At 67.4% G+C, this 19,934-nt stretch carries 21 protein-coding genes and 1 riboswitch; of the genes, 12 read left to right on the top strand and 9 right to left on the bottom strand.

Annotated features, from left to right (window positions below; all coding sequences use genetic code 11):
* The 5 genes from CEY09_RS27355 (at position 1) to CEY09_RS27335 (ending at position 4,751) form a co-directional block, all read left to right on the top strand.
* The gene (locus CEY09_RS27355; protein WP_088591034.1) at positions 1 to 762 is read left to right on the top strand and encodes a GntR family transcriptional regulator; all 762 of its coding nucleotides are present in this window, start codon (positions 1 to 3) and stop codon (positions 760 to 762) included.
* The gene (locus CEY09_RS27350) at positions 755 to 1,639 is read left to right on the top strand and encodes an alpha/beta hydrolase (RefSeq protein WP_088591009.1); all 885 of its coding nucleotides are present in this window, start codon (positions 755 to 757) and stop codon (positions 1,637 to 1,639) included. The genes CEY09_RS27355 and CEY09_RS27350 overlap by 8 nt, the downstream gene beginning before the upstream one ends.
* A gap of 52 nt (positions 1,640 to 1,691) precedes the next feature.
* Positions 1,692 to 2,606 carry a LysR family transcriptional regulator gene (locus CEY09_RS27345; RefSeq protein WP_088591008.1) on the top strand — a complete coding sequence of 305 codons (915 nt, stop codon included), beginning with the start codon at positions 1,692 to 1,694 and terminating at the stop codon, positions 2,604 to 2,606.
* 144 nt (positions 2,607 to 2,750) lie between these two features.
* On the top strand, positions 2,751 to 3,743 hold the full coding sequence (locus CEY09_RS27340) for a Bug family tripartite tricarboxylate transporter substrate binding protein (RefSeq protein WP_088591033.1): 993 nt from the start codon (positions 2,751 to 2,753) through the stop codon (positions 3,741 to 3,743).
* A 63-nt stretch (positions 3,744 to 3,806) separates the two neighbouring features.
* The gene (locus CEY09_RS27335; protein ID WP_088591007.1) at positions 3,807 to 4,751 is read left to right on the top strand and encodes a M14 family metallopeptidase; all 945 of its coding nucleotides are present in this window, start codon (positions 3,807 to 3,809) and stop codon (positions 4,749 to 4,751) included.
* Between the two features lie 320 nt (positions 4,752 to 5,071).
* On the opposite strand, the gene CEY09_RS27330 is transcribed toward CEY09_RS27335, so the two are convergent.
* The 3 genes from CEY09_RS27330 to CEY09_RS27320 form a co-directional block, all read right to left on the bottom strand.
* Positions 5,072 to 5,593 (bottom strand): lipocalin family protein, encoded by a 522-nt coding sequence (locus CEY09_RS27330; RefSeq protein ID WP_088591006.1) that lies wholly within the window; start codon positions 5,591 to 5,593, stop codon positions 5,072 to 5,074.
* Between the two features lie 81 nt (positions 5,594 to 5,674).
* Positions 5,675 to 7,246, bottom strand: a complete 1,572-nt coding sequence (gene gshA / locus CEY09_RS27325; RefSeq protein ID WP_088591005.1) for a glutamate--cysteine ligase — start codon at positions 7,244 to 7,246, stop codon at positions 5,675 to 5,677.
* Positions 7,247 to 7,278: 32 nt separating this feature from the next.
* Positions 7,279 to 8,172: an alpha/beta hydrolase gene (locus tag CEY09_RS27320; RefSeq protein WP_175216776.1), complete on the bottom strand. Its 894-nt coding sequence runs from the start codon at positions 8,170 to 8,172 to the stop codon at positions 7,279 to 7,281.
* Between the two features lie 60 nt (positions 8,173 to 8,232).
* On the opposite strand from CEY09_RS27320, the gene CEY09_RS27315 reads away from it, so the two are divergent.
* Positions 8,233 to 8,790: a hypothetical protein gene (locus CEY09_RS27315; protein WP_088591003.1), complete on the top strand. Its 558-nt coding sequence runs from the start codon at positions 8,233 to 8,235 to the stop codon at positions 8,788 to 8,790.
* Here the strand turns inward: CEY09_RS27315 and CEY09_RS32760 are convergent.
* Positions 8,780 to 8,983, bottom strand: a complete 204-nt coding sequence (locus CEY09_RS32760; protein ID WP_167390177.1) for a LuxR C-terminal-related transcriptional regulator — start codon at positions 8,981 to 8,983, stop codon at positions 8,780 to 8,782. The two genes, CEY09_RS27315 and CEY09_RS32760, sit on opposite strands and share 11 nt — an antisense overlap.
* Before the next feature lie 258 nt (positions 8,984 to 9,241).
* Here CEY09_RS32760 and CEY09_RS27305 point away from each other — a divergent pair, with 258 nt between their 5' ends.
* Positions 9,242 to 10,141: an AEC family transporter gene (locus CEY09_RS27305; RefSeq protein ID WP_088591001.1), complete on the top strand. Its 900-nt coding sequence runs from the start codon at positions 9,242 to 9,244 to the stop codon at positions 10,139 to 10,141.
* A gap of 26 nt (positions 10,142 to 10,167) precedes the next feature.
* Here CEY09_RS27305 and CEY09_RS27300 read toward each other — a convergent pair whose 3' ends face one another.
* Complete coding sequence (locus tag CEY09_RS27300; RefSeq protein WP_088591000.1) at positions 10,168 to 11,175, bottom strand: Ldh family oxidoreductase; 1,008 nt, start codon at positions 11,173 to 11,175, stop codon at positions 10,168 to 10,170.
* Positions 11,176 to 11,309: 134 nt separating this feature from the next.
* Positions 11,310 to 11,391, top strand: a riboswitch (SAM riboswitch).
* On the opposite strand from CEY09_RS27300, the gene metX reads away from it, so the two are divergent.
* The 3 genes from metX to CEY09_RS27285 all read left to right on the top strand — a co-directional run bounded on the left by metX (position 11,381) and on the right by CEY09_RS27285 (position 14,615).
* A complete protein-coding gene (gene metX / locus CEY09_RS27295; protein WP_175216775.1) occupies positions 11,381 to 12,643 on the top strand; it encodes a homoserine O-succinyltransferase MetX in 1,263 nt (420 codons plus the stop codon). (Overlaps the previous riboswitch by 11 nt.)
* Complete coding sequence (gene metW / locus CEY09_RS27290; protein ID WP_006227214.1) at positions 12,640 to 13,254, top strand: methionine biosynthesis protein MetW; 615 nt, start codon at positions 12,640 to 12,642, stop codon at positions 13,252 to 13,254. Before metX ends, metW begins: the two co-directional genes overlap by 4 nt.
* A gap of 47 nt (positions 13,255 to 13,301) precedes the next feature.
* The gene (locus CEY09_RS27285) at positions 13,302 to 14,615 is read left to right on the top strand and encodes a muropeptide transporter (RefSeq protein ID WP_272938473.1); all 1,314 of its coding nucleotides are present in this window, start codon (positions 13,302 to 13,304) and stop codon (positions 14,613 to 14,615) included.
* A gap of 173 nt (positions 14,616 to 14,788) precedes the next feature.
* Here CEY09_RS27285 and CEY09_RS27280 read toward each other — a convergent pair whose 3' ends face one another.
* Complete coding sequence (locus tag CEY09_RS27280) at positions 14,789 to 15,646, bottom strand: universal stress protein (RefSeq protein WP_006227212.1); 858 nt, start codon at positions 15,644 to 15,646, stop codon at positions 14,789 to 14,791.
* A 262-nt stretch (positions 15,647 to 15,908) separates the two neighbouring features.
* Between CEY09_RS27280 and CEY09_RS27275 the strand changes: the two genes are divergently transcribed.
* Positions 15,909 to 16,547, top strand: coding sequence for a trimeric intracellular cation channel family protein (locus CEY09_RS27275; RefSeq protein WP_035214041.1), 639 nt, complete (start codon positions 15,909 to 15,911; stop codon positions 16,545 to 16,547).
* A gap of 126 nt (positions 16,548 to 16,673) precedes the next feature.
* Positions 16,674 to 17,375 (top strand): GntR family transcriptional regulator, encoded by a 702-nt coding sequence (locus CEY09_RS27270; RefSeq protein ID WP_088590999.1) that lies wholly within the window; start codon positions 16,674 to 16,676, stop codon positions 17,373 to 17,375.
* A 42-nt stretch (positions 17,376 to 17,417) separates the two neighbouring features.
* Here CEY09_RS27270 and CEY09_RS27265 read toward each other — a convergent pair whose 3' ends face one another.
* Genes CEY09_RS27265 through pxpB form a run of 3 tightly spaced genes read right to left on the bottom strand, consistent with a single transcriptional unit; the run spans position 17,418 to position 19,923 of the window.
* Positions 17,418 to 18,185: a LamB/YcsF family protein gene (locus CEY09_RS27265; RefSeq protein ID WP_088590998.1), complete on the bottom strand. Its 768-nt coding sequence runs from the start codon at positions 18,183 to 18,185 to the stop codon at positions 17,418 to 17,420.
* Positions 18,182 to 19,192: a 5-oxoprolinase subunit C family protein gene (locus CEY09_RS27260; protein ID WP_088590997.1), complete on the bottom strand. Its 1,011-nt coding sequence runs from the start codon at positions 19,190 to 19,192 to the stop codon at positions 18,182 to 18,184. The genes CEY09_RS27265 and CEY09_RS27260 overlap by 4 nt, the downstream gene beginning before the upstream one ends.
* Positions 19,189 to 19,923 carry a 5-oxoprolinase subunit PxpB gene (gene pxpB, locus CEY09_RS27255; protein ID WP_088590996.1) on the bottom strand — a complete coding sequence of 245 codons (735 nt, stop codon included), beginning with the start codon at positions 19,921 to 19,923 and terminating at the stop codon, positions 19,189 to 19,191. The genes CEY09_RS27260 and pxpB overlap by 4 nt, the downstream gene beginning before the upstream one ends.
* Between the last annotated feature and the right edge of the window lie 11 nt (positions 19,924 to 19,934).

The following is a 19,934-nucleotide window of genomic DNA, read 5'->3' as shown; positions in this document are numbered from 1 at the left end:
TTGAAGCCAAGAATCAAAGCTTCCCGCCAGGACGACGCTGGATCGGACGGGAACGCTGAAGTAGAGGAAATCACGCTGTCCGAGCAGGTCTACCGCCTGCTCCGGCGCGACATCATGAGCGGCGCCTTCGCGCCGGGCCAGTCCCTGCGGCTGGAACTGCTCAAGCAACGCTACGGCAGCAGCTTTTCCCCGATCCGCGAGGCGCTCAACCGCTTGCGCAGCGAACGCATGGTCATCAACACGACGTCGCGCGGCTTCAGCATCGCGCCCTTGTCGGTCGAGGAAATGTGGGACGCCTGTGAAACCCGCATCCTGATCGACTGCGACGCGTTGCGCCGTTCGCTGGCCAACGCCGACGATGCCTGGGAAGCGCGGCTGGTCGGCGCCTATCACGCCCTGACCCTGGCCGCGCAGCGCGCGGGCGACGCGCAGCCGCCCTCCGAAGAGCTGGAAGAACTGCTCGAGGCGCGCCACCTGGATTTCCACCATGCGTTGATCGGCGCGTGCCGCTCGCACTGGCTGCTGGACCTGTCCACGCAGCTTTACGCGCAGACCGAGCGCTACCGCCGTCCGGCGCGCGCCGGCGCCACGGCCTACGGGCCGCAGCGCAATGTCGATGACGAGCACCGCCAGTTGCTGGATGCCGCGATCTCGCGCGACATCGAAGGCTCGGTCGCCATGCTGGCGGCCCATTACCGCAAGACCGCGCAGTTCATCGAACGAATCATTTCACAGCCCGATACGCAGGCCCGCCATGCATGACACGGATATCGACCTTTTCTTCTCTTCCATCGCCGAACGTGACGTCCAATACAACGCGCGCGAATCGGTAGCGGATTTCGACGCCTGCGTGCGTCGCTACGCCGAGTCGTCGGCCCGGGTGCGCGCGCGCCGCCCCGGCGTGCTGGACCTGCGCTACGGCATGGGCCAGGACGAAAGGCTGGACTTGTTCCTGCCGGCCGCCTCGCAGACGCCGGCGCCGCTGTTCGTCTTCATCCACGGCGGCTACTGGCGCGCGCAACGCAAGGAAGACGCGCCGGTGATGGCCGAGGCGTTCAACGCCGCCGGCGCCGCCGTCGCGACGCTGGAATACACGCTGGTGCCCGAAGCTACCCTGGGCGAAGTCGTGCGCGAGGTGCGCTCCGCCGTGGCCTGGCTGTACCGCAATGCGGCCGCCTACGGCATCGATCCTGACCGCCTGTATGTGGGCGGCAGTTCGGCGGGCGGGCATCTGGCCGGCATGCTGGCCGCGCCCGGCTGGCCCGCCCGGTATGGCGTGCCGGACGACGTGATCAAGGGGACGCTGGCGCTAAGCGGCCTGTTCGACCTGCGGCCGCTGTGCGACATCCTGCCGAATACCTGGCTGCGGCTGACGCCCGAGCAAGCGGCGCACCAGAGCCCGATCTTCCACCTGCCGGAGCGCGCCGGTCCGATGCTGCTGGCCGTGGGCGGCCTGGAGACGCAGGGCTTCAAGAACCAGACCGCGGCGTTTGAAGCCGCCTGGAATGGGGCCGGCCTGGCGTCCACGCGCATTCCCACGCCGCACTGCAACCACTTCGATCTGGTCAACGAACTGGAAGACCCGGACAGCGAGCTGACCCGGGCCACGCTGGCCATGATGGGGCTGGCGGCGCGTTGACCCTGCAGGATCGGCGGTCCGGCGGTCGGTCGATGGCGTAAGCTTGCGTCTCATGGCCGACCTGAAACTCCTTGAAGACCTGATCGCGCTGGCGCGCACCGGCAGCTTCGTGCGCGCGGCCGAACTGCGCCACGTGACGCATCCCGCGTTTGGGCGGCGCATCCGCGCGCTGGAAGCCTGGGCGGGCGCGCCGCTGGTCGAACGGCAGCATCTGCCCGTCACGCTGACCCCGGAAGGCGAGGCGCTGCTGAAGACCGCCACCCAGGTGGTCGAGCAGATGGGGCTGGTGCGCCACCGCATCCGCAGTTCGGGCGCCGGCGGCGAGGCGGTGCTGCGCATCGCTACGGGCCGCAGCCTGGCCCGCACGCTGGTGGCGGACTGGATCGCGCGCCTGCGGCACCGCACGCCCAAGGTACTGACCGAAGGCACGCAGGTGGAGCTGTCCACCGGCAAGGCGCAGGACCTGGTGGTGCGGCTGGAGCAGGGGAAGGTAGACCTGCTGTGCTGCTACGAGCACCCGGCGCTGTCCGTGCCGCTCAGCCCGGCGCGCTACCGCTACATGACCTTGGCGACCGACAAACTGGTGCCGGTCAGCCAGGTGGACACGCGCGGCCGCGCGCGCTACACGCTGCAAGACGGCGGCACGCCGGTGCCGTTGATCACCTATACGGGCGGCCTGGCGATGGAGCGCATTGTCGGCGACCGCCTGGAAACCACGCCTTATGCGCTGACGCCGTTCGTGCGCAGCGATTCCCTGGATGCCGCGCATGGCGCGGTGGCCAAGGGTGTGGGTGTGGCGTGGCTGCCGTGGTCCATGGTGGCGGCCGATTGCCGGCGGGGCGCGCTGGCGGCGCTGGGCGGGCGCAGCGAAGAGATCGCCTTCGAGGTACGCCTGTACCGTCCGCGGGCCCGGCTGACGGACCTGGCCGAAGCCGCCTGGGAAGCCACCGCCAACCGCAAGGCCTGATCCGCAGGCAGCCTGCCAAACTGGATAAGCACGAAGATGTGCCGTTTTGGCACGGATGGCGTGTGCGCCGCCCGTGAAAATGTGGCGCTAAACCTCAAACGAGACGGCAACGCCGTCCACCCTCAGCACCCCAAGGAAGAAAACATGAAGTCCCTCCTGCATCCGCTGCGTGCAGCGCTTGTTGCGCTCTGTGCCGTCTCGGCCGTTGCCGTCGCTCCCGCCGCCTTGGCGGCAGACTATCCCGCCCGCAGCGTGTCGCTGGTCGTCGGCTACCCGGCCGGCGGCAGCCTGGACCTGACTGCCCGTCTGCTGGGCGAAGAGCTGGGCAAGCGCCTGGGCCAGACCGTGGTCGTGGAAAACGTGGGCGGCGCCGGCGGCACGATCGGCGCCCAACGCGTGGCGCGCGCGGCACCCGACGGCTATACGATCTTCCTGGGCTCCACCAATGAAATGGTGATCGCCCGCATGATCAACACCGCGGTCAAGTACGACAGCGCGAAGGATTTCACCGCCTTGGGGCTGGTGGCCTCGCAGCCGATGTTGCTGGCAGCCAGCAAGAACTCCGGCGTGAAGACCGCCGCCGACTATCTGAAGAAGCTGCGCGGCGCCGAGCCTGGCACGTTCAACTACGGGTCGTCGGGCGTGGGCACCACGTTGCACCTGGCGGGCGAAATGATCAACCAGGCCACCGGCACCCGCGCCGAGCACGTGCCTTACCGCGGCGTGTCGCCGCTGGTGACGGACCTGATGAGCGGCCAGCTGGATTACGGCATGCTGGTGCTGTCTTCGGGCCTGCCGCAAGTGCGCAGCGGCAACATCGTGGCACTCGGCCTGACCGAGAACAAGCGTTCGCCGGCCGCGCCCGAGATTGCGCCGCTGGCCGCGACGCCGGGCTTCGAGTCCGTCGACATCAACCTGTGGTTCGCACTGTATGGCCCTGCCGGCTTGCCCGAGCCCGTCGTCGCCAAGCTGCGCGGCGTGCTGGACGAAACGCTGAAGTCCGAGGCGTTCCGCGCCAAGATGCAGGAAGCCGGTGGCGAAGTGGCCAAGCCGGGTGTCGATCTGGCCGCCTATCAGGCTGAAGAAACGAAGAAGTACGGCGCGCTGGTCAAGGCAGCGAAGATCGAAGCGCAATAAATCAGACCCAGTCATTTCAGGCTTTCATCAATCGCAAGACCAGGCAGACAAGCGGACATCATCATGGAATTCAAGCTTCCCGTTCCCGACCTGAGCGCCGAGCGCGCCGGCAACACCGATACGCCGGGTGTCTGGCATTTTGATTCGGGCGTGCCGGGCCGGGCGCTGATGGTGTCCGCGCTGGTGCACGGCAACGAACTGTGCGGCGCCTGGGCACTGAAGGACTTGCTGGCCGCCGGCGTGAAACCGCGCCGCGGCAGCCTGACGCTGGCCTTCTGCAACCTGGACGCGTTCGACCGCTTCGACCACGCCAACCACGACGCCTCGCGTTTCGTGGCCGAAGACATGAACCGCGTCTGGAGCGCCGAGCGCCTGGATAACCCCACGACGCCTGACCGTCAGCGTGGTGCTGCGCTGCGTCCCTGGGTGCAGCGCGCGGACTGGCTGCTGGACCTGCATTCCATGCATGAGCCGGGTGCGCCCTTGCTGCTGACCGGCGTCCTGCCGCGCAACATCGCGCTGGCGCGCCGCCTGAAGGCGCCGCAACACGTCATCGTGGACGCGGGCCACAAAGACGGCGTGCGCATGCGCGACTTCGCTCAGTTCGGCGACCCCGCGCGCGAAGATGCCTGCGCCTTGCTGATCGAATGCGGGTTCCACGGCGAGCTGGCCTCGCGCGATGTGGCGCGCGACATGGTGGCGCGCATGCTGATGGAGTCCGGGGTGATCGATGCCGCCGACGTGCCGGCCGGCTGGCTGCTGCCGGACCCTGCCGCGCAGCGCGTGCTGGAAGTGACGAATGCGGTCGTTGCGCCGTCGATGGACCTGCGGTTCTCGGAAGCCTGGACGGGCCTGGAAACGCTGGCAAAGGCGGGGTCCGTGATCGGCTGGGCGGATGGCCAGCCGATCGTGACGCCTTACGACGACTGCACGCTGATCATGCCGTCGCTACGCCAACTGAAGCCCGGCGTGACGGTGGTTCGCCTAGCGCGCGACTACGCGGGCTGATTGCCTTATATGGCTGACGGATGCTCGTCGGGCTGATTGCCGCTCATCGCTCGTGATGGATGCTCGTAGGATGGGTGTAGCGCGAGAGGATCGAGCCAAGCACCTGAATGCTCAGCGCGCGCAACCCATCAAGCAACGGTGAGTGTTTAGCCGGTTCAGCCACAACGCATCGGCTGCGTGATGGGTTGCGCGCGCTGGATAGTCGAGTCCTTGAATGAAGACTCTCGCGCTCCACCCATCCTACGGATTGCGCGATGAGGATCATCGTACGGATAGCGCGGTCGACACGACCGGTGCTATCGCGTTCGACAGGATCCGCGCTATTTCTGCGGCGTGTAGCGCAGCTCATCCAGCTGATAGCCTTGCGCCGTCGCGGCGGCGAGCGCCTTGTCCAGTTCTTCCTTGGGCAGTTGCGGCGAACGCGACAGGATCCACAGGTACTTGCGGTCGGGCGTGCCGACCACGGACCAGCGGTATTCCGGGTCCAGGCCGATCACCCAGTAATCGCCTTTGAACGGCTTGACGAACGTCACTTCAAGCTTGGCGTTGTTGCTGCCTTCCACGACGGTCGCGGTGCCCGAGGCCGAATCCACATCGCCATCCTTCGTACGGCAGCGGTTGTTCACGCCCACGGTGCCATCGGCATGCGCGGTGTATTCGGCAGTCGTGTCTCCCACGCAGTTGCGCTGGAAGAACATGGGGAAATTCGCAATTTCGTACCACATGCCGGCGTAACGTTTCAGGTCCACCGATTCCACGGTCTGCATGGCCGGCGGCGCGGCATGGGCGATTCCCGCCATGCTGGCTGCCAAGGCCAGCAAGAATGTTGCAGTGCGGCGCATGGAAAAAACCTCCTGAGTGACGGACGCGATTCGCGGCGCCGGTCAGGCAGGCGCCGCAAACCAAAACCCTAACGATACGCCTTATTTGCGCGGGGCCTTCAGCGCCTCGTGGTAGCGCGCGACGTAGGTGGCGAAATCCACCGTGTCCGATTGCTCCAGGCGTTGCTGCTCCATCGCCGACTGCGCCGCCGCTTGCTCGTAGGCCGCCGCCAGGTCCGAGGGCAGGGCCTGCGCGCGCAGCGCCTCGGCGTGCTTGCGGCTTTGCTGCAGCGAATAGTCATGGAACGACAGGCCGCTGCGCTTGAGCGATTCCAGCAGGCGAGCCGACGGCGTGGCATCCGGCGCGTCGAGCTTGGCGCGCTGCGCGGCCAGGGCCTCGGCGTAGGCGCTGCCGCCCAATGCGGAATCGAACAGCGCGGCGTACGGCGCGATCTGGTCCAGCAATTCGTGGCCCCATTGCGCCAGCGCCACCGGCTGGCCTTCGCGGTCCAGCATCAGGCCGGGCTTGCGGCCTTCCTTGACGACGGTGGAGAAGTTGTCGGCGCTGCGCTGACAGTAGCCGTTGGCAGGGAAGAAGGGGCTGTCCGACGCCGTGCAATACAGCAGGAACGCATCCACGAAGCGGCTGGTGCTGGCGTCGATGCCCACGGGCGAATCCGGGTCGATATCCAGGCAGCGCACTTCCACGTATTGCACGCCGCGTTCGGCCAGGGCCGTGATGGGGCGTTCGCAGCGGCCGGTGGCGCGCTTGGGACGGATGCTGGAGTAGTACTCGTTTTCGATCTGCAGCACGTTGGTGTTCAGCTGGATCCATTCGCCGTTGCGATGCGTGCCAAGCTTCTGGTAATCGGGCCAGGGCTGCGTCACCGCGTCGTACAGGCGGCCCAGGAACGTGTCCAGGTCGTTGTAGCAAAGCTTTAATTGCGACTGCGCTTTGTTCTGGTAACCCAGGTCGCTCATGCGCAGGCTGGTGGCGTAGGGCAGGTACAGGGTGTGGTCGCCCAGTCGGTCAAGCGGATGCTCGCGGCCGCGCAGGAAGTCGCTGGCCAGCGCGGGCGCCGCGCCAAACAGGTACATCAGCAGCCAGGAGTAGCGCGTGAAGTTACGGATCAGTCCGATATAGCCGCGCGAACGGCGGTCTTGCACCGAGCCCGGCTGCGTGTCCAGCACGGACCACAGGTCTTCGGCCAACGAGAAGTTGTAGTGCACGCCGGCGATGCATTGCATCGTCTTGCCATAGCGTTCAGCCAGGCCGCGGCGGTACACGTGCTTGAGCATGCCGGTATTGGACTTGCCGTACCAGGCGATGGGGATGTCCGCTTCGGCGGGCAGGGTGGCGGGCATGGACTGATTCCAGATCAGCTCATGGTCCAGCACGCTGTAGACGTGGCGGTGGGTGTTGGTCAGTTCGGCCAAGAGCGCGTCCACATCCGTGTGCGTGCCCGTGATCAGTTCAAGCAGCGATTCGGAGTAGTCGGTCGTGACGTGTTCGTTGGTCAGCGCCGAACCCAGGCCGGCCGGATGCGGGGTGCGGGCCAGGATGCCCTGCTCGTCCACGCGCAGGCCTTCTTTTTCGATGCCTCGCAGCGTCTGGGTCAGCAGCGAGCGGTTGGCCTCTAGGCGGGAGAGGCGGTTGGCGGCGGTATCAGTCACGGATTCTTCTCGTTTGGGTCTGTCGCGGGATTTTACGGGGTGCCGGCCTCCTGTGCCGAGGGAGCCAGTACTGGGCGCAGGGACAATGCCTGGGCCGTGCGCGCCAGCCACTCGTCCAGGTCAGCATAAACCGGATCGGAAATAGGGGCCGTTTCATTGAAGATCTCGTGCCAGGCGGTGTCGTACCAGCGCAGCGTCAGCAATTCCGCGGGGGCGCGCTGGGCGAACTGGCGGCTGCCTTCGGCGGCGACGATGGAGTCGTCGCCCGCCACCATCAGCAGGGTGCGACAGGGCAGCAGCCCGGCTTCGCGCAGCGATTCCTGGCCGGCGTCGTCCACGAAGCGCGCCAGCCTGCCCGTCATGCGGCGCCGCACCAGCGGGTCGGAACGGTAGGCCTTCACCACGGCGCGGTCGTGCGAGATGCGGGCGGGCGCCAAGCCGTGGGGAACCCGCAAGTCGGGGGCATGCAGCGACATCCAGGTGAGGGTGCGGCGCACCCACTGTGGCACGTGAACCACGAATGGCGGTGAACTCAGCACCAGGGCGTCCAGCTCCGCCATGCGGCGCAGTGCAATCCGCACCGCCACCAGCGCGCCCAGGCTGTGGGCCAGCAGGATCGGCGGACGGCCCTGGGCCTGGGTCCAGGCGCGCAGCCGGTCGACGGCGTCGGTGACGAGGTCTTCCTGGTGGCTCAGCGTGGCGGGCGGGCCGCCCGAACGGCCATGGCCGCGATGGTCGTGCGCGCCCACGGCCCAGCCGCGGGCGGCCAGCCAGCGGGCCAGGCGGTCATAGCGCCCGGCGTGCTCGCTCAGCCCATGCATCAGATAGACGCTGGGCGTGCCTGGACCCGCGATCGGCGGAGGTACATTCGGGGCGGCAGGCCAGACATAATTCGCCAATGGGGTGCCGTCGGGCGCTGGGGTCATGGAAATCGGCGACAATTTCTGCATTCCTTGAAATGGATAGACCGTCCAGGTCCTCGGGTAATGACGATTTCATCGCTGTTTCGTTTCATGTTCAAGAAAGCCGGCCTCTTTGTGGGGTTGGCGCTGGTGCTGGCCGCCTGCTCGCCGCGTTACAACTGGCGGGAAGTCGATGTGGCAGACGGCCACGTGCGCGCGGCATTCCCGGACCGGGTCACGACGGACTCCCGCGACCTGCGCCTGGATACCCATACCTTGCGTTTTACCCTGGCGACCGCCACCGTGGGGGAAGCCGTGTTCGCGGTCGGGTCGGCCCCGTTGCCGCCGGAGATCGCGGCAGACCCCAGCGCCAAAGAGGCGCTGGGCCGGGCGCTGATGACTTCGCTGTACGTCAACATGCAGGCCCCGCCACCCACGGAATGGCCGGCCTACGGGCAGGAAATCGAGGTACACGGCAAGGCCATGGGCAAGCCGGGGTGGCTGCAGGCCAAGGTCTGGGTGACCGACACCATGCTGATCGAGGCGGTGGCCGCAGGCACGCAGGAAAGCTTGCCGGCCGAACGGGCGCGCGAGTTCCTGCGGTCAGTGGTGATCAATCCGGCCAAGCCCATCAAGCCGTGACGGCGTCCAGCAAGCCCTGGCGCAACGCCGCGACCACCGCGGCCCGCCGGCCGCGCACGCCCAGCTTGGCGCAGGCGTTGCGCAAATGGAAGTTCACCGTGCTTTCGCTGACGCCCAAGATGCGGGCGGTCTCCCAGCTGGTCTTGCCCGCGGCGGACCAGTACAGGCAGGCGGCCTGGCGGTCGGACAGCATTTTGGCAACCGGTGGCGCAGACAGCGAGGTCAGCGGAGAGATCGGCGGGTTCAGGGCGGACATGGGCTGGGACGTCACTTGCAGAGACGCCTGCAACAACGGGCGGTACGCGGACAAGCGGCGGATGGCGGTCATGGCGGCTGGGGGCGGGGACGCCCGGTAGTTAACATGTCGTCCCCATGCTGCGGCTCGCGCCGCCGGCAGGCAAGCATTGATGCCGCAGCGCATCAAATTCTTTATCTCTGACGGAATAGTCGTATGTTGGCCATCACCCAGTTCTACCTCTCGGCCATTGTGCTGATGCTGCCCCTGCTGTTCTGCGTCGGCATCGGGGTGTTCTGGGGCAAGCGCGACATTCCCTTCGGCGGCGCGTTCATCACCACGCTGGTGACGTCGGTGACCACGCCGGCCCTGGTGTTCCATACCTTCGTCACGACCCAGCTGGACGACCGCGCGCTGGCCGACGTGGCCGCGGCCACGCTGCTGGCGCTGCTGCTGTGCGCGCTGGTCGCCGCGTTGCTGCTGAAGGTGTGCAAGCTGCCCGTGCGCACCTTGCTGCCCACGGCCTTCCTGCCTAACGCCGGCAACCTGGGCCTGCCGATTTCGCAATTGGCCTTCGGCGACGCCGGCCTGTCGGTGGCGGTGGCGTTTTTTGCGGTGAACTCGTTCGTCATGCACACGATCGCCGTGCGGCTGCTGCCCGGGGTGAACACCAAGGGCAGCTGGAAAAGCCCCATTCTGCTGGCGTCCGTGGTGGCGGTGGGGCTGCGCATGCTGCACATCCCCGTGCCGGAATGGCTGATCGAGACGGCCCGGATGCTGGGCGCGGTAACGGTGCCGCTGATGTTGCTGAGCCTGGGCCACGCCCTGGCGCTGATCCCGTCCAACGGCCTGCGCGACGGCGCCAAGGTGGGCGCGATCCGGTTAGGCGTTGGCCTGGCGGCCGGGCTGGCGGTGGTGTGGGCGCTGGATCTGGAGCCCGTCCTGGCGGGGGCGTTGACGCTGCAGATGGCGATGCCCTGCGCGGTGGTCAGCTACATGTACGCCAAGCGCTACACCCCGTTGGGCGACACCGCGGCGGGCGCGGTGCTGGTGTCCACGGTGGTGTTCCTGCTGCTGGCGCCGCTGATGCTGTGGTTCACCCGCGCCGGGGCATAGGCGCGGGCGTTCAACCCAGGGGCGCGTCAGGCCACGCCCGCCATCGTCCGCAGTTGCGCCATGAGCGCGTCGGGGATGTCCACGCCGTGCTTGACCGCTTCGTCGCGCAGCTTGCGGCGGCGGTCGCCGGGCAGGCGTACGCCATCGTCCTCCAGCATGGCGTCGACCAGCGTTTCGACGCGTTCCAGATAGGTGTTGTTGCCGGCCAGCGCGCCGGGGTCGATCGCCATGAAAGCCTGGCCCAGCCGGGCAGGGCCGCCCGCATCGACGAAGAACGATTCCGTCTCGAAACCGAAGTGTGCGCCGGTCAGGGCGCAGGCCAGCAGTTCGACGATCAGCGCCAGCATCGCGCCCTTGACGCCGCCGGCGGGCAGCATGCTGCCCGCCAAGCCCGCCTTGGGGTCGGTCGTGGGTTGGCCGTCCGCGTCCAGCGCCCAGCCCAGCGGAATGGGCTGGTTGTCGCGCGCGGCGATCATCAGCTTGCCGCGCGCCACTTGCGACAGCGACAGGTCGATCACCAGGCGCGCGCCGTTACGGCGGGGAAAGACCGCGGCGATAGGGTTGGTGCCGAAGAGCGGCCGCTTGCCGCCCCAGGCGGGCATGGCGGCCGGCGAGTTGCTGAGCGCCAGCGCCACCAGCCCGGCATCGGCCAAGGCTTCCAGGTGGTAGCCGGCTTCGCCGAAATGGTGGCTGTTGGCGACGCCGATGAAGGCGATGCCGTGTTCGCGGGCGCGGGTGGCGGCCTCTTCTACGGCCAGGGCGCAGGCCGGAAACGCCAGGCCCGAACCCGCATCGATCAGCGCGGCGCCACCGCGCTCGTGCACGATGCGCGGCACGGCCGAACCGATGGCGCGGCCCGCGCGCAGGTGGCCGGCGTAAAACGGCACGCGCGACAGGCCATGGGAACTGAGGCCCTGGCTTTCCGCGAAGACCAGCGCGCGAGCGGTGCTGTCGGCCATCGCCGGGTTGGCGCCAGCGGCGGCCAGGCCGGCCGCCGCCAGGTGTTGAAGTTCGTCCAGATAGATGTGAGCCATATCCTTCCTGTCAGGGGGGCGCGCCGCGTTGTGTGGGGGGCGCCGCCGGTAAAGCTATTGTCCCACCGGCTGGCGGGCTATGGCCGCGTTCGCAAGCAGTGCTAGAATTCTTTTCGCAGTACAGATTGCATTACCCATATTTCGGCGCCGATTTGCCTGATCCGCTTGCGGGCGCCTTCCAATAAATCCAGCTAAAGAGGTCCGTATGACCACTCCTGCCCAACATTTGGCCGGTGATTCGGCCAGCGGGTTCGTTCCCGCAACCGTCACGACTTCCGACTCCGTTGATCCCGGTTCCGTCGGTCTTGTCGCACCCACTTTCATCCGTTTCGATGAGCCGCTGCCGTTGCTTAGCGGCCAGTCGCTGGCCGCCTACGAACTTGCCGTGGAAACCTACGGCACGTTGAACGCCCAGCGCACCAACGCGGTCCTGATCTGCCATGCGCTCAATGCCTCGCATCACGTGGCGGGGCAAGCGGCGGACAACCCCAGCGACGTGGGGTGGTGGGACAACATGGTGGGCCCCGGCAAGCCGGTGGACACCAACATTTTCTTCGTGATCGGCGTCAACAACCTGGGCTCGTGCTTCGGGTCGACGGGCCCGGCCAGCATCAACCCCGCCACTGGCAAGCCCTGGGGCGCCGCGTTTCCGGTGCTGACGGTGGAAGACTGGGTGCGCGCGCAGGCCCGCGTGGCAGATCACTTCGGCATCGAACGCTTCGCGGCGGTGATGGGCGGATCCCTGGGCGGCATGCAGGCCCTCAGCTGGGCCATCACCTTGCCCGATCGCGTGGCCAATTGCGTGGTGATCGCGAGCACGCCGCGCCTGTCGGCGCAGAACATCGGCTTCAATGAAGTCGCGCGCCGCGCCATCATCACCGACCCGGATTTCCACGGCGGCGACTACTATGCGCAAGACACCGTGCCGCGCCGCGGCCTGTCGGTGGCGCGCATGATCGGCCACATCACGTACCTGTCGGACGACGACATGGCCGAGAAATTCGGCCGCGCGCAACGTGCGCCCGCCGAGAACGGCGCGTACCACTACGGTTACGACGTCGAGTTCGAGGTGGAGTCGTACCTGCGCTATCAGGGCGAAAAATTTACCCGATACTTCGACGCCAACACCTATCTGCTGATCACGCGCGCACTGGACTATTTCGATCCGGCCCGCACGACCGGCGGCGATCTGGCGCGCGCGCTCGCGCCGGCCAAGTCCGACTTCCTGCTGGTGTCGTTTTCGACCGATTGGCGCTTTCCGCCCGAGCGTTCGCGCGAGATCGTGCGCGCGCTGCTGAAGAACGCCAGCCCCGTGACCTACGCCGAAATCGACGCGCCGCATGGCCACGACGCCTTCCTGCTGGAAGACGCGCGCTACCATGCCGTGGTTCGTGGCTATTACGAACGCATCGCGCGCGAGCTTGGGCTTGGCGGCGCTGCCGCCCCGACCGAAGGACGCTCCGAATGACCCCTGTGACCCCCCGCTATGCCCACAGCGCGCTGCGGCCCGACCTGGCGCGCATCGCCGGCTGGATCGAACCCGGCAGCCGCGTCCTGGACCTGGGCTGTGGCGACGGCGCGCTGTTGGCGCACCTGCGCGACCACCGCCAGGTGCGCGGCGCGGGCGTCGAACTGGACGACACCTGCGTGATCGCCTGCGTGCGCCGCGGGGTCGAAGTGATCCAGCAAAACCTGGAAGACGGCCTGGCGCTGTTCGACGACAAGCAGTTCGATACCGTCGTGCTGTCGCAGACTTTGCAGTCCATGCACCGCACCGAGCACATCCTGCGGGAAATGGCGCGCGTGGCGCGCTACGGCATCGTGTCGTTTCCCAACTTCGGCTATTGGCCGCATGGTTGGGCCATCCTGCGCGGCCGCATGCCGGTGACGGGCCAGATGCCCTACCAGTGGTACAACACGCCGAACATCCACCTGTGCACGCTGCGCGACTTTGAACAGTTGGCCGGCGTCGTGGACGTGCGCATCCTGGAACGCGCGACCTTCAACGAAGGCCGCGAGGTGAAGCTGTTCCCCAGCTGGCGCAGCACGCTGGCGGTGTACCGCTTCGCGTCCCCCTGACATTCCGACACCGATCGTCCTGACGGCGCGGACCGACTGGCCCTAAAATGCCGGGAAGCCCGCGGCGCAATGCCTGTTGCGCCGCGCCGGCTGAGTTTCAGGAGACCGTCATTACCGCTGTATCCAACGTCTACACCAGCCCCCGCGTGGCCCCCTTGCTGGTCCTGGGCTTTGCCAGCGGACTGCCGTTGGCCCTGACCAGCGGAACCTTGCAGGCCTGGGCCACCGTCGAAGGCGTGCCGCTGCAGGAAATCGGTTTCCTTACCCTGGTAGGCACCGCCTACACCATCAAATTCCTCTGGGCCCCGCTGGTCGACCGGTTTGTGCCGCCTTTGCTGGGGCGGCGCCGCGGCTGGATGCTGGTGACGCAATTGCTGTTGGCCGTGACCATCATGGCAATGGGCATGCTGTCGCCGTCGGCGGCATTGATGCCGCTGGCCATGCTGGCCGTGCTGGTGGCCTTCCTGTCCGCCACGCAAGACATTGCGTTCGACGCCTATTGCACGGACGTGCTGCGCAAGGAGGAACGCGGCGCCGGCGCCGCCATCAAGGTAATGGGCTACCGGCTGGCCATGATCGCCTCGGGCGGGCTGGCGTTGATCCTGGCGGACCAGTGGATCGGCTGGGGCTACACCTATGTGCTGATGGGCGGCCTGATGCTGCTGTGCTCGGTGGCCACCTTGCTGGCGCCCGAACCCGAACACGTCGCCCGCGCGCCGCGCAGCCTGCGCGCGGCGGTCGGCGAACCGCTGCACGAATTCTTCACGCGGCGCGGTGCGCTGGCGGTGTTGCTGCTGATCGTGCTGTACAAGCTGGGCGATGCCTTCGCCGGTGCCTTGTCCACCACCTTCTTGATTCGCGGCGCGGGCTTCACGCCGACCGAAGTCGGCACGGTGAACAAGGTGCTGGGGCTGGCCGCCACCATCGTGGGCGCGCTGGCCGGTGGATCGCTGATGTCGCGCTGGGGCCTGTACCGGTCGCTGATGGTCTTCGGCCTGCTGCAGGCCGTATCGAACCTGGCGTACTGGCTGATCGCCATCAGCCCGAAGAACTTGTGGCTGATGGCGACGGGCGTCGGTATCGAGAACCTGTGCGGCGGGCTGGGCACCGCGTCTTTCGTCGGATTGCTGATGGCGCTGTGCCGCCAGCGGTTCTCGGCCACGCAATTTGCGCTGCTGTCAGCGCTGTCGGCGGTGGGCCGCACCTACCTGGCCGGACCGCTCACCCCGCCTCTGGTCGGATACATGGGTTGGCCGGGCTTTTTCCTGCTGACCGTGTTGATCGCATTGCCCGGCCTGGTGCTGCTGAAGGTCCTGCGCGGCACGATCGACACCATGGAACGGCAGGGCGACCAGGCATAAAACTACGCGCGCAACCCATCGAGCCGCCTACGCGCGATGGTGGGCGCCGCCAAGAACGTCCTGGCGCAAGCCCCCAAACGCTGCACCCAGAATCGCCAAAACATCACCGCCCGATGGGTTGCGCGCGCTGGAAGGTTTGCTTCTCGTGGCGGTTTGCGCGCGCTTCACCCATCCTACGTCAGCCGGACGATCAGCACGTCGCTGGGCAGGGATTCCAGCAGCCGTTCAGCCACGCTGCCGATTGCGGTGCGCAGGATGCCGGTGCGGCCGTGGGTGCCTGTCACGACCAGATCGGACCGGTGGTTGAACGAGTATTCCGACAGCACCGTTTCGGGCTGGCCGGGTTCCAGCACGATGTTGGGGGTCAGGCCGGCGAGTTCCGGCGTGTCGGCCGTGAATTCCCGCGCGCTTTGCTCGGCGCCCTTGTAGAAGCTGCGCGTGATGGCGTCGTCGGGCACGGTCTTGCCCTGAAACGGCACGTCATAGGCGTGGAACAGCGTCAGGTTGGCATCGGGCACCAGTTGCAGCGCCGCGCGCAGGGCCTGGCGAGAGCCGGGTGAGAAGTCGGTGGCGACCAGCACGTCGTGATAGGGCTTGCGCGGACGCGTCTTGACCACCAGCACGGGCTGGCGCGCCTGGCGGGCCAGCTTTTCGACGGTGGTGCCCAGCAGCAGCCGGCCCAGCGTCTCGTCACGGGCGGTGCCGGTGACGATCAGCGAGCAGCCGAAGCTGTCGGCGGTTTCCATGATGTGCGCCAGCGGATCCCCGGACACCACGACGACTTCGAACGGCACGTCGGCTGCGGCCAGGTCTTCGGCCAGCTCGCGTTCGGCCAGGGCCTTGTGGTCGGAGGACAGGCGCCGCCAGACCGGCGTGGTCAGGCGGGCCGACGTGGAATGGCTTTCCATGACGTGCAGGACGATCAGCTTGGTGTTGAGCGCTTTGGTGAGCTGCAGCGCGCGGTCCAGGGCGCGGTCGCCCCGCGCGCTCAGGTCCGTGGCCAACAGGATGGGGCCAGTTTGCTGTGTCATACGTTATCTCCCGGTTGACGCCAGGCTGTCGGCTCCCGCGTCCGCGTCGCCTGGCTGTTACCGCCCGTCAGGGCATGTCCCCATTGTCCCGCCGCGACGCGGGCCGGGGATTGATTGATATCAACGCACGGTCCAGCGTACGGGATGGGGCGCCCGCAGGCAATGGCAGCTTGCGCCAGATCAGGATCAATACAATGGGGCCTGCCGTATCCTGAGCCCGGCCCGTTCCGGCCCGATTACTGTCTTATCCCTGCCTTTCCCCATGTTCTCCGATATTTCACCCGCCTTGCTGCACACGCTGTACCTCGTCGCCATCGTGGCCGAAGCCATGACCGCGGCGCTGTCGGCGGGCCGGCGCGACATGGACTGGATGGGCGTCTGCATCATCGCCTGCGTGACGGCGCTGGGCGGCGGGTCGCTGCGCGACGTGTTGCTGGGGCATTACCCGCTGACCTGGGTCGTCCACCCCGAATACCTGTGGATGACGGGCGGCGCCGCCATCCTGACCGCGCTGATTGCACCCGTCATGCGGCGCCTGCGCAGTGTGTTCCTGCTGGCCGACGCGCTGGGGCTGGTGGCGTTCACCGTCATCGGCTGCCAGGTGGCGCAGCTGATGCAGCTGCCGATCACGGTGGTGCTGATCAGCGGCATGATCACCGGTTGCGCAGGCGGGGTGCTGCGCGACGTGCTGTGCAACGAAGTGCCGCTGCTGTTCCGCAAGGAGCTGTACGCCAGCGTATCGGTCGTGACCGGGGCGCTGTACCTGGGCGGCCAGTCGCTCGGCCTGTCGGCCAATGCCGCGGTACCCCTGGCGCTGGCGGTCGGCCTGGCCTTGCGCCTGTTGGCCCTGCGCTTCAATTGGCAGATGCCGAAGTTCGTCTACCGCGACGATTGGCACTGAACCGCCCTCAAAGGCCTATCAGAGCGCGGTTTCGCCTCTGCAACAATATTCTTATTTGTGTTTCAATAGATTTCTAGTATCTTCTCGCTGTCTCATACATGCATCGCGCAGTACAAGGGGAGCCGATTGGACGTCAAAGCGCCCGCCACGATTCCGTATTTCCTTCAGGAACAGATTCGTGAGTTGATAGTGGATGGCACTATCCGGCCCGGGCAGCCCTTGCGGGAGCAAGAACTAGAGCAGCGTTTCGGCACCAGCCGCAGCCCCATCCGGGAAGCGCTGCGGCTGCTGGAACTGAGCGGCCTGGTCACGCATATCCAACGCAAGGGCTTCAGGGTCACCCTCTATACCGAAACGCAGATCCGCCATCTGTACATGTTGCGCGCGGAGCTGGAGGCGTATTGCATCCGCCAGTTGGCGGACATGCGCGACCTGGCGCCGCTGGTGGCTGAATTGCGCAGTTATGACGACGCCATTGCGGCGGCGGTGGCCAAGCGCGACGTCCGCGCCTGCATCGCGGCCTCGCGCGAGTTCTATCTGGCGGGGGCCCGCTACACGGGCAATACGCCGCTGACCAGCATGCTCAGCAAGCTCTACGAACAGGTGGAGCCGCTGCGTTACCTGCTGGCCAGGCGCTCGATGGAAACCAACACCCTGCAGGTCTACACGCAGGGCATCACGCAAGCCCTGGCCGGCCGCGATTTCGAGCGCGCGGCCGAGCTGACGCGCAGCTACGTCGTGGAGGTGCTGCCCGGCATCCTGCAGTCGTACCGCGACGCGGCCGAACAGGCTGCCGAAGACCTGGCGCCGCGCTACGGCCGGGCCTGATCCGGCCGCCCAGTTCAACCCCAGTCGACCGGCCGGCGGGATTCAAACCCGGGCTGGCGTGCAGACTTCGATGCCCGCTTGTTCCAGCGCCTGGCGGATGCCGTCGGCAAACAGCAGCGCGTTGGGCTGGTCGCCATGGATGCAAAGCGTGTCGGCCTGGACCGGCACGTCGCGCCCGTCGATGGAACGCACCTTGCCCTCGCGCACCATCCCCAGCACTTGCGCCACCGCGCGGTCCAGGTCTTCGATCATGGCGCCGGCGCGCGTGCGCGGCGTCAGCGAACCATCGTCCTGGTAGGAGCGGTCGGCGAACACCTCGCTGGCGGCCGCAAGGCCGATGGCACGCGCCGCGTCGATCAGCTTGCTGCCCGCCAGGCCGTACAGGATCAGCGAGGCGTCCACATCCTTGACCGCCTGGCAGATGGCGCGCGACAGGCCCTCGTCGCGGGCGGCCATGTTGTACAGCGCGCCGTGCGCCTTCACATGGTGCAGCCGCGCGCCTTGCGAGGCCGCCACGCCGGCCAGCGCGCCGATCTGGTAGATCACGATGTCATACGCTTCGTCCGGCGTGATCTGGATGACGCGGCGGCCAAAGCCCGCCAGGTCCTGCAGGCTGGGATGCGCGCCTAGCGCCACGCCCTGCTTCAAGGCCGCCGCGACCGTCTTGCGCATGGTGGCGGGATCGCCACCGTGAAAGCCACAGGCAATGTTGGCGGAGCTGACGTATTGCAGCACCGCCGCGTCGTTGCCCATGGTCCAGGCGCCATAGCTTTCGCCCATGTCGCAGTTCATATCGATGCGGGAGGTCATTGCGGTTTCCTTGTTGCCGGGGCCAGCAGCGCGCGCAGGGGTTCCAGCGCCACTTGCAGTTGGGTGAATGCGTGTTCGCGCTCGCCGTCCAGGCGTTGCGCCTCGTCCAGTTCGATCAGCTGGAAGCGCAGGGCCTGGCCGGGCGCGCACTGCGCCAGCGCGGGCAGATCCACGGTGGCGATCTGCGCAATCTTGGGATAGCCGCCCGTGGTCTGCCGGTCGGCCATGAGGATGATGGCTTCGCCGCCTGCAGGCACCTGCACGGTGCCGAAACTGGCGGCTTCCGACAGCATCTGGCGCGGCGTGTCCATCGTCAGCGCCGGGCCCAGCAGGCGGTAGCCCATGCGGTCGGATTGGGGGCTGATGCGAAATTCCGCGTCGGTGAAAGCCTGCCGAGCGGCAGCCGAAAATGCGTCCCAGTGCCTGCCCGGCAGGAAACGGATGGCGCCGCGGCGCTGCCCGCGCAGCGTGCCGGGCAGATAGGCGCCGATATCCCATAGCGCCGACTGCAGCGCGTCCAGGTCGTGTTCGGTGAGCGGCGCGCGCAGCGGGATCTGGTCGCCTTTGGCCAGCGCGCGGCCCTGGAATCCGCCGAAGCCGCTGCGCAGGTAGGTGGTTTCGCTGCCCATGACGGCGGCCAGCGCAAAGCCGCCGTGCACCGCCAGATAGCCGCGCGCGCCCACGGCCGGGCGGGCGCCGAAAGCGAGGGTATCGCCCGCGTGGGCCACCAGCGGGCGGTGCACGGGGATGTCCTGGCCATTGAGGGTTGCGCCCAGGTCGGCGCCAGCCAGCGCAAAGCACGCCGGGGCGTCAAAACGCAGCGTGGGGCCTATCAGGGTCATTTCCAGCGTGGCCGGGTCGCCGGCGTTGCCCGCCAGGGCGTTGGCCAGGCGGTGCGCGCGTTCGTCCATGGCGCCAGCGGCGGGGATGCCTTCATGCTGGTAGCCGTCGCGGCCGCGGTCCTGGAAGCTGGACAGCATGCCGGGCTTGATCACGGTCACGCTCATGGCCGGGCTTCCCGGATGCGGTCGAATTCCTGCGGGCTGATCGGCACGAATCGGACCGAATCACCGGGTTGAAGCAGGGAGGCGGGCTCGCGGGCGGGGTCGAACAGCGTCAACGGCGTGGCGCCGATGATGTTCCAGCCGCCGGGCAGCCGGTTCGGGTAGATCACAGTCTGCCGGTTGGCCACCGCCACGGCGCCGGTGGGCACCGCAGTGCGTGGCGAGGGGCGGCGCGGGATATTCAGTTTTTCGTCGTGTACGCCCAGGTAGGCGTGGCCGGGCGCAAAGCCCAGCATGAACACCATGCTGCGGGGTTGGCTGTGCAGGGCGATGATGTCGTCTGGCGTCACGCCGGCCGCGCGCGCCACATCGGGCAGGTCGGGGCCGTGCTCGCCGCCGTAGCAGACGGGGACGTCGATCTGGCGGCCGTCCAGGGCGTCTGCCGTGACGCCGTCGGCCAGCAAGGCGCCGATGCGGGCGGTCAGGCTGGCACAGGTGGGGCCGTTGCCCAGGCCGTCGGGCCGGTAATGCACCGCCACCGCGACGAACGAGGGCACCACATCGGTGACGCCGGGCAATCGCGCGTCGCGCAGTTTGCGCGCCGCGGCCAGACAGGTCCGGCCGATCGCGGCGTCGATCCGGTCACCGAAGGAAATGATCAGGCAGCGGTCGCCCTGAGGCAGGATGCGCCAAGGGGTTTCGGCCGAAGAAGGGGGTTCTGAAAGAGCGTTCAACGGCGCGAAAC

This window comes from Achromobacter marplatensis, from assembly GCF_002209535.1.
GTDB lineage: Bacteria > Pseudomonadota > Gammaproteobacteria > Burkholderiales > Burkholderiaceae_B > Achromobacter > Achromobacter marplatensis.
This window is presented reverse-complemented; position numbering and strand designations above follow the sequence as displayed.

Coding starts and splice junctions, on each gene's coding strand:
- CEY09_RS27280 (WP_006227212.1), bottom strand. CDS start 15,646: ATGACACAGCAAACTGGCCCCATCCTGTTGGCCACGGACCTGAGCGCG.
- metW (WP_006227214.1), top strand. CDS start 12,640: ATGACCCCTGTGACCCCCCGCTATGCCCACAGCGCGCTGCGGCCCGAC.
- CEY09_RS27265 (WP_088590998.1), bottom strand. CDS start 18,185: ATGACCTCCCGCATCGATATGAACTGCGACATGGGCGAAAGCTATGGC.
- CEY09_RS27285 (WP_272938473.1), top strand. CDS start 13,302: ATGCCGGGAAGCCCGCGGCGCAATGCCTGTTGCGCCGCGCCGGCTGAG.
- CEY09_RS27320 (WP_175216776.1), bottom strand. CDS start 8,172: ATGACCCCAGCGCCCGACGGCACCCCATTGGCGAATTATGTCTGGCCT.
- CEY09_RS27275 (WP_035214041.1), top strand. CDS start 15,909: ATGTTCTCCGATATTTCACCCGCCTTGCTGCACACGCTGTACCTCGTC.
- metX (WP_175216775.1), top strand. CDS start 11,381: ATGACCACTCCTGCCCAACATTTGGCCGGTGATTCGGCCAGCGGGTTC.
- CEY09_RS27345 (WP_088591008.1), top strand. CDS start 1,692: ATGGCCGACCTGAAACTCCTTGAAGACCTGATCGCGCTGGCGCGCACC.
- CEY09_RS27300 (WP_088591000.1), bottom strand. CDS start 11,175: ATGGCTCACATCTATCTGGACGAACTTCAACACCTGGCGGCGGCCGGC.
- CEY09_RS32760 (WP_167390177.1), bottom strand. CDS start 8,983: ATGCTGTCCGACCGCCAGGCCGCCTGCCTGTACTGGTCCGCCGCGGGC.
- CEY09_RS27305 (WP_088591001.1), top strand. CDS start 9,242: ATGTTGGCCATCACCCAGTTCTACCTCTCGGCCATTGTGCTGATGCTG.
- CEY09_RS27260 (WP_088590997.1), bottom strand. CDS start 19,192: ATGAGCGTGACCGTGATCAAGCCCGGCATGCTGTCCAGCTTCCAGGAC.
- CEY09_RS27350 (WP_088591009.1), top strand. CDS start 755: ATGCATGACACGGATATCGACCTTTTCTTCTCTTCCATCGCCGAACGT.
- CEY09_RS27315 (WP_088591003.1), top strand. CDS start 8,233: ATGACGATTTCATCGCTGTTTCGTTTCATGTTCAAGAAAGCCGGCCTC.
- CEY09_RS27335 (WP_088591007.1), top strand. CDS start 3,807: ATGGAATTCAAGCTTCCCGTTCCCGACCTGAGCGCCGAGCGCGCCGGC.
- CEY09_RS27340 (WP_088591033.1), top strand. CDS start 2,751: ATGAAGTCCCTCCTGCATCCGCTGCGTGCAGCGCTTGTTGCGCTCTGT.
- CEY09_RS27330 (WP_088591006.1), bottom strand. CDS start 5,593: ATGCGCCGCACTGCAACATTCTTGCTGGCCTTGGCAGCCAGCATGGCG.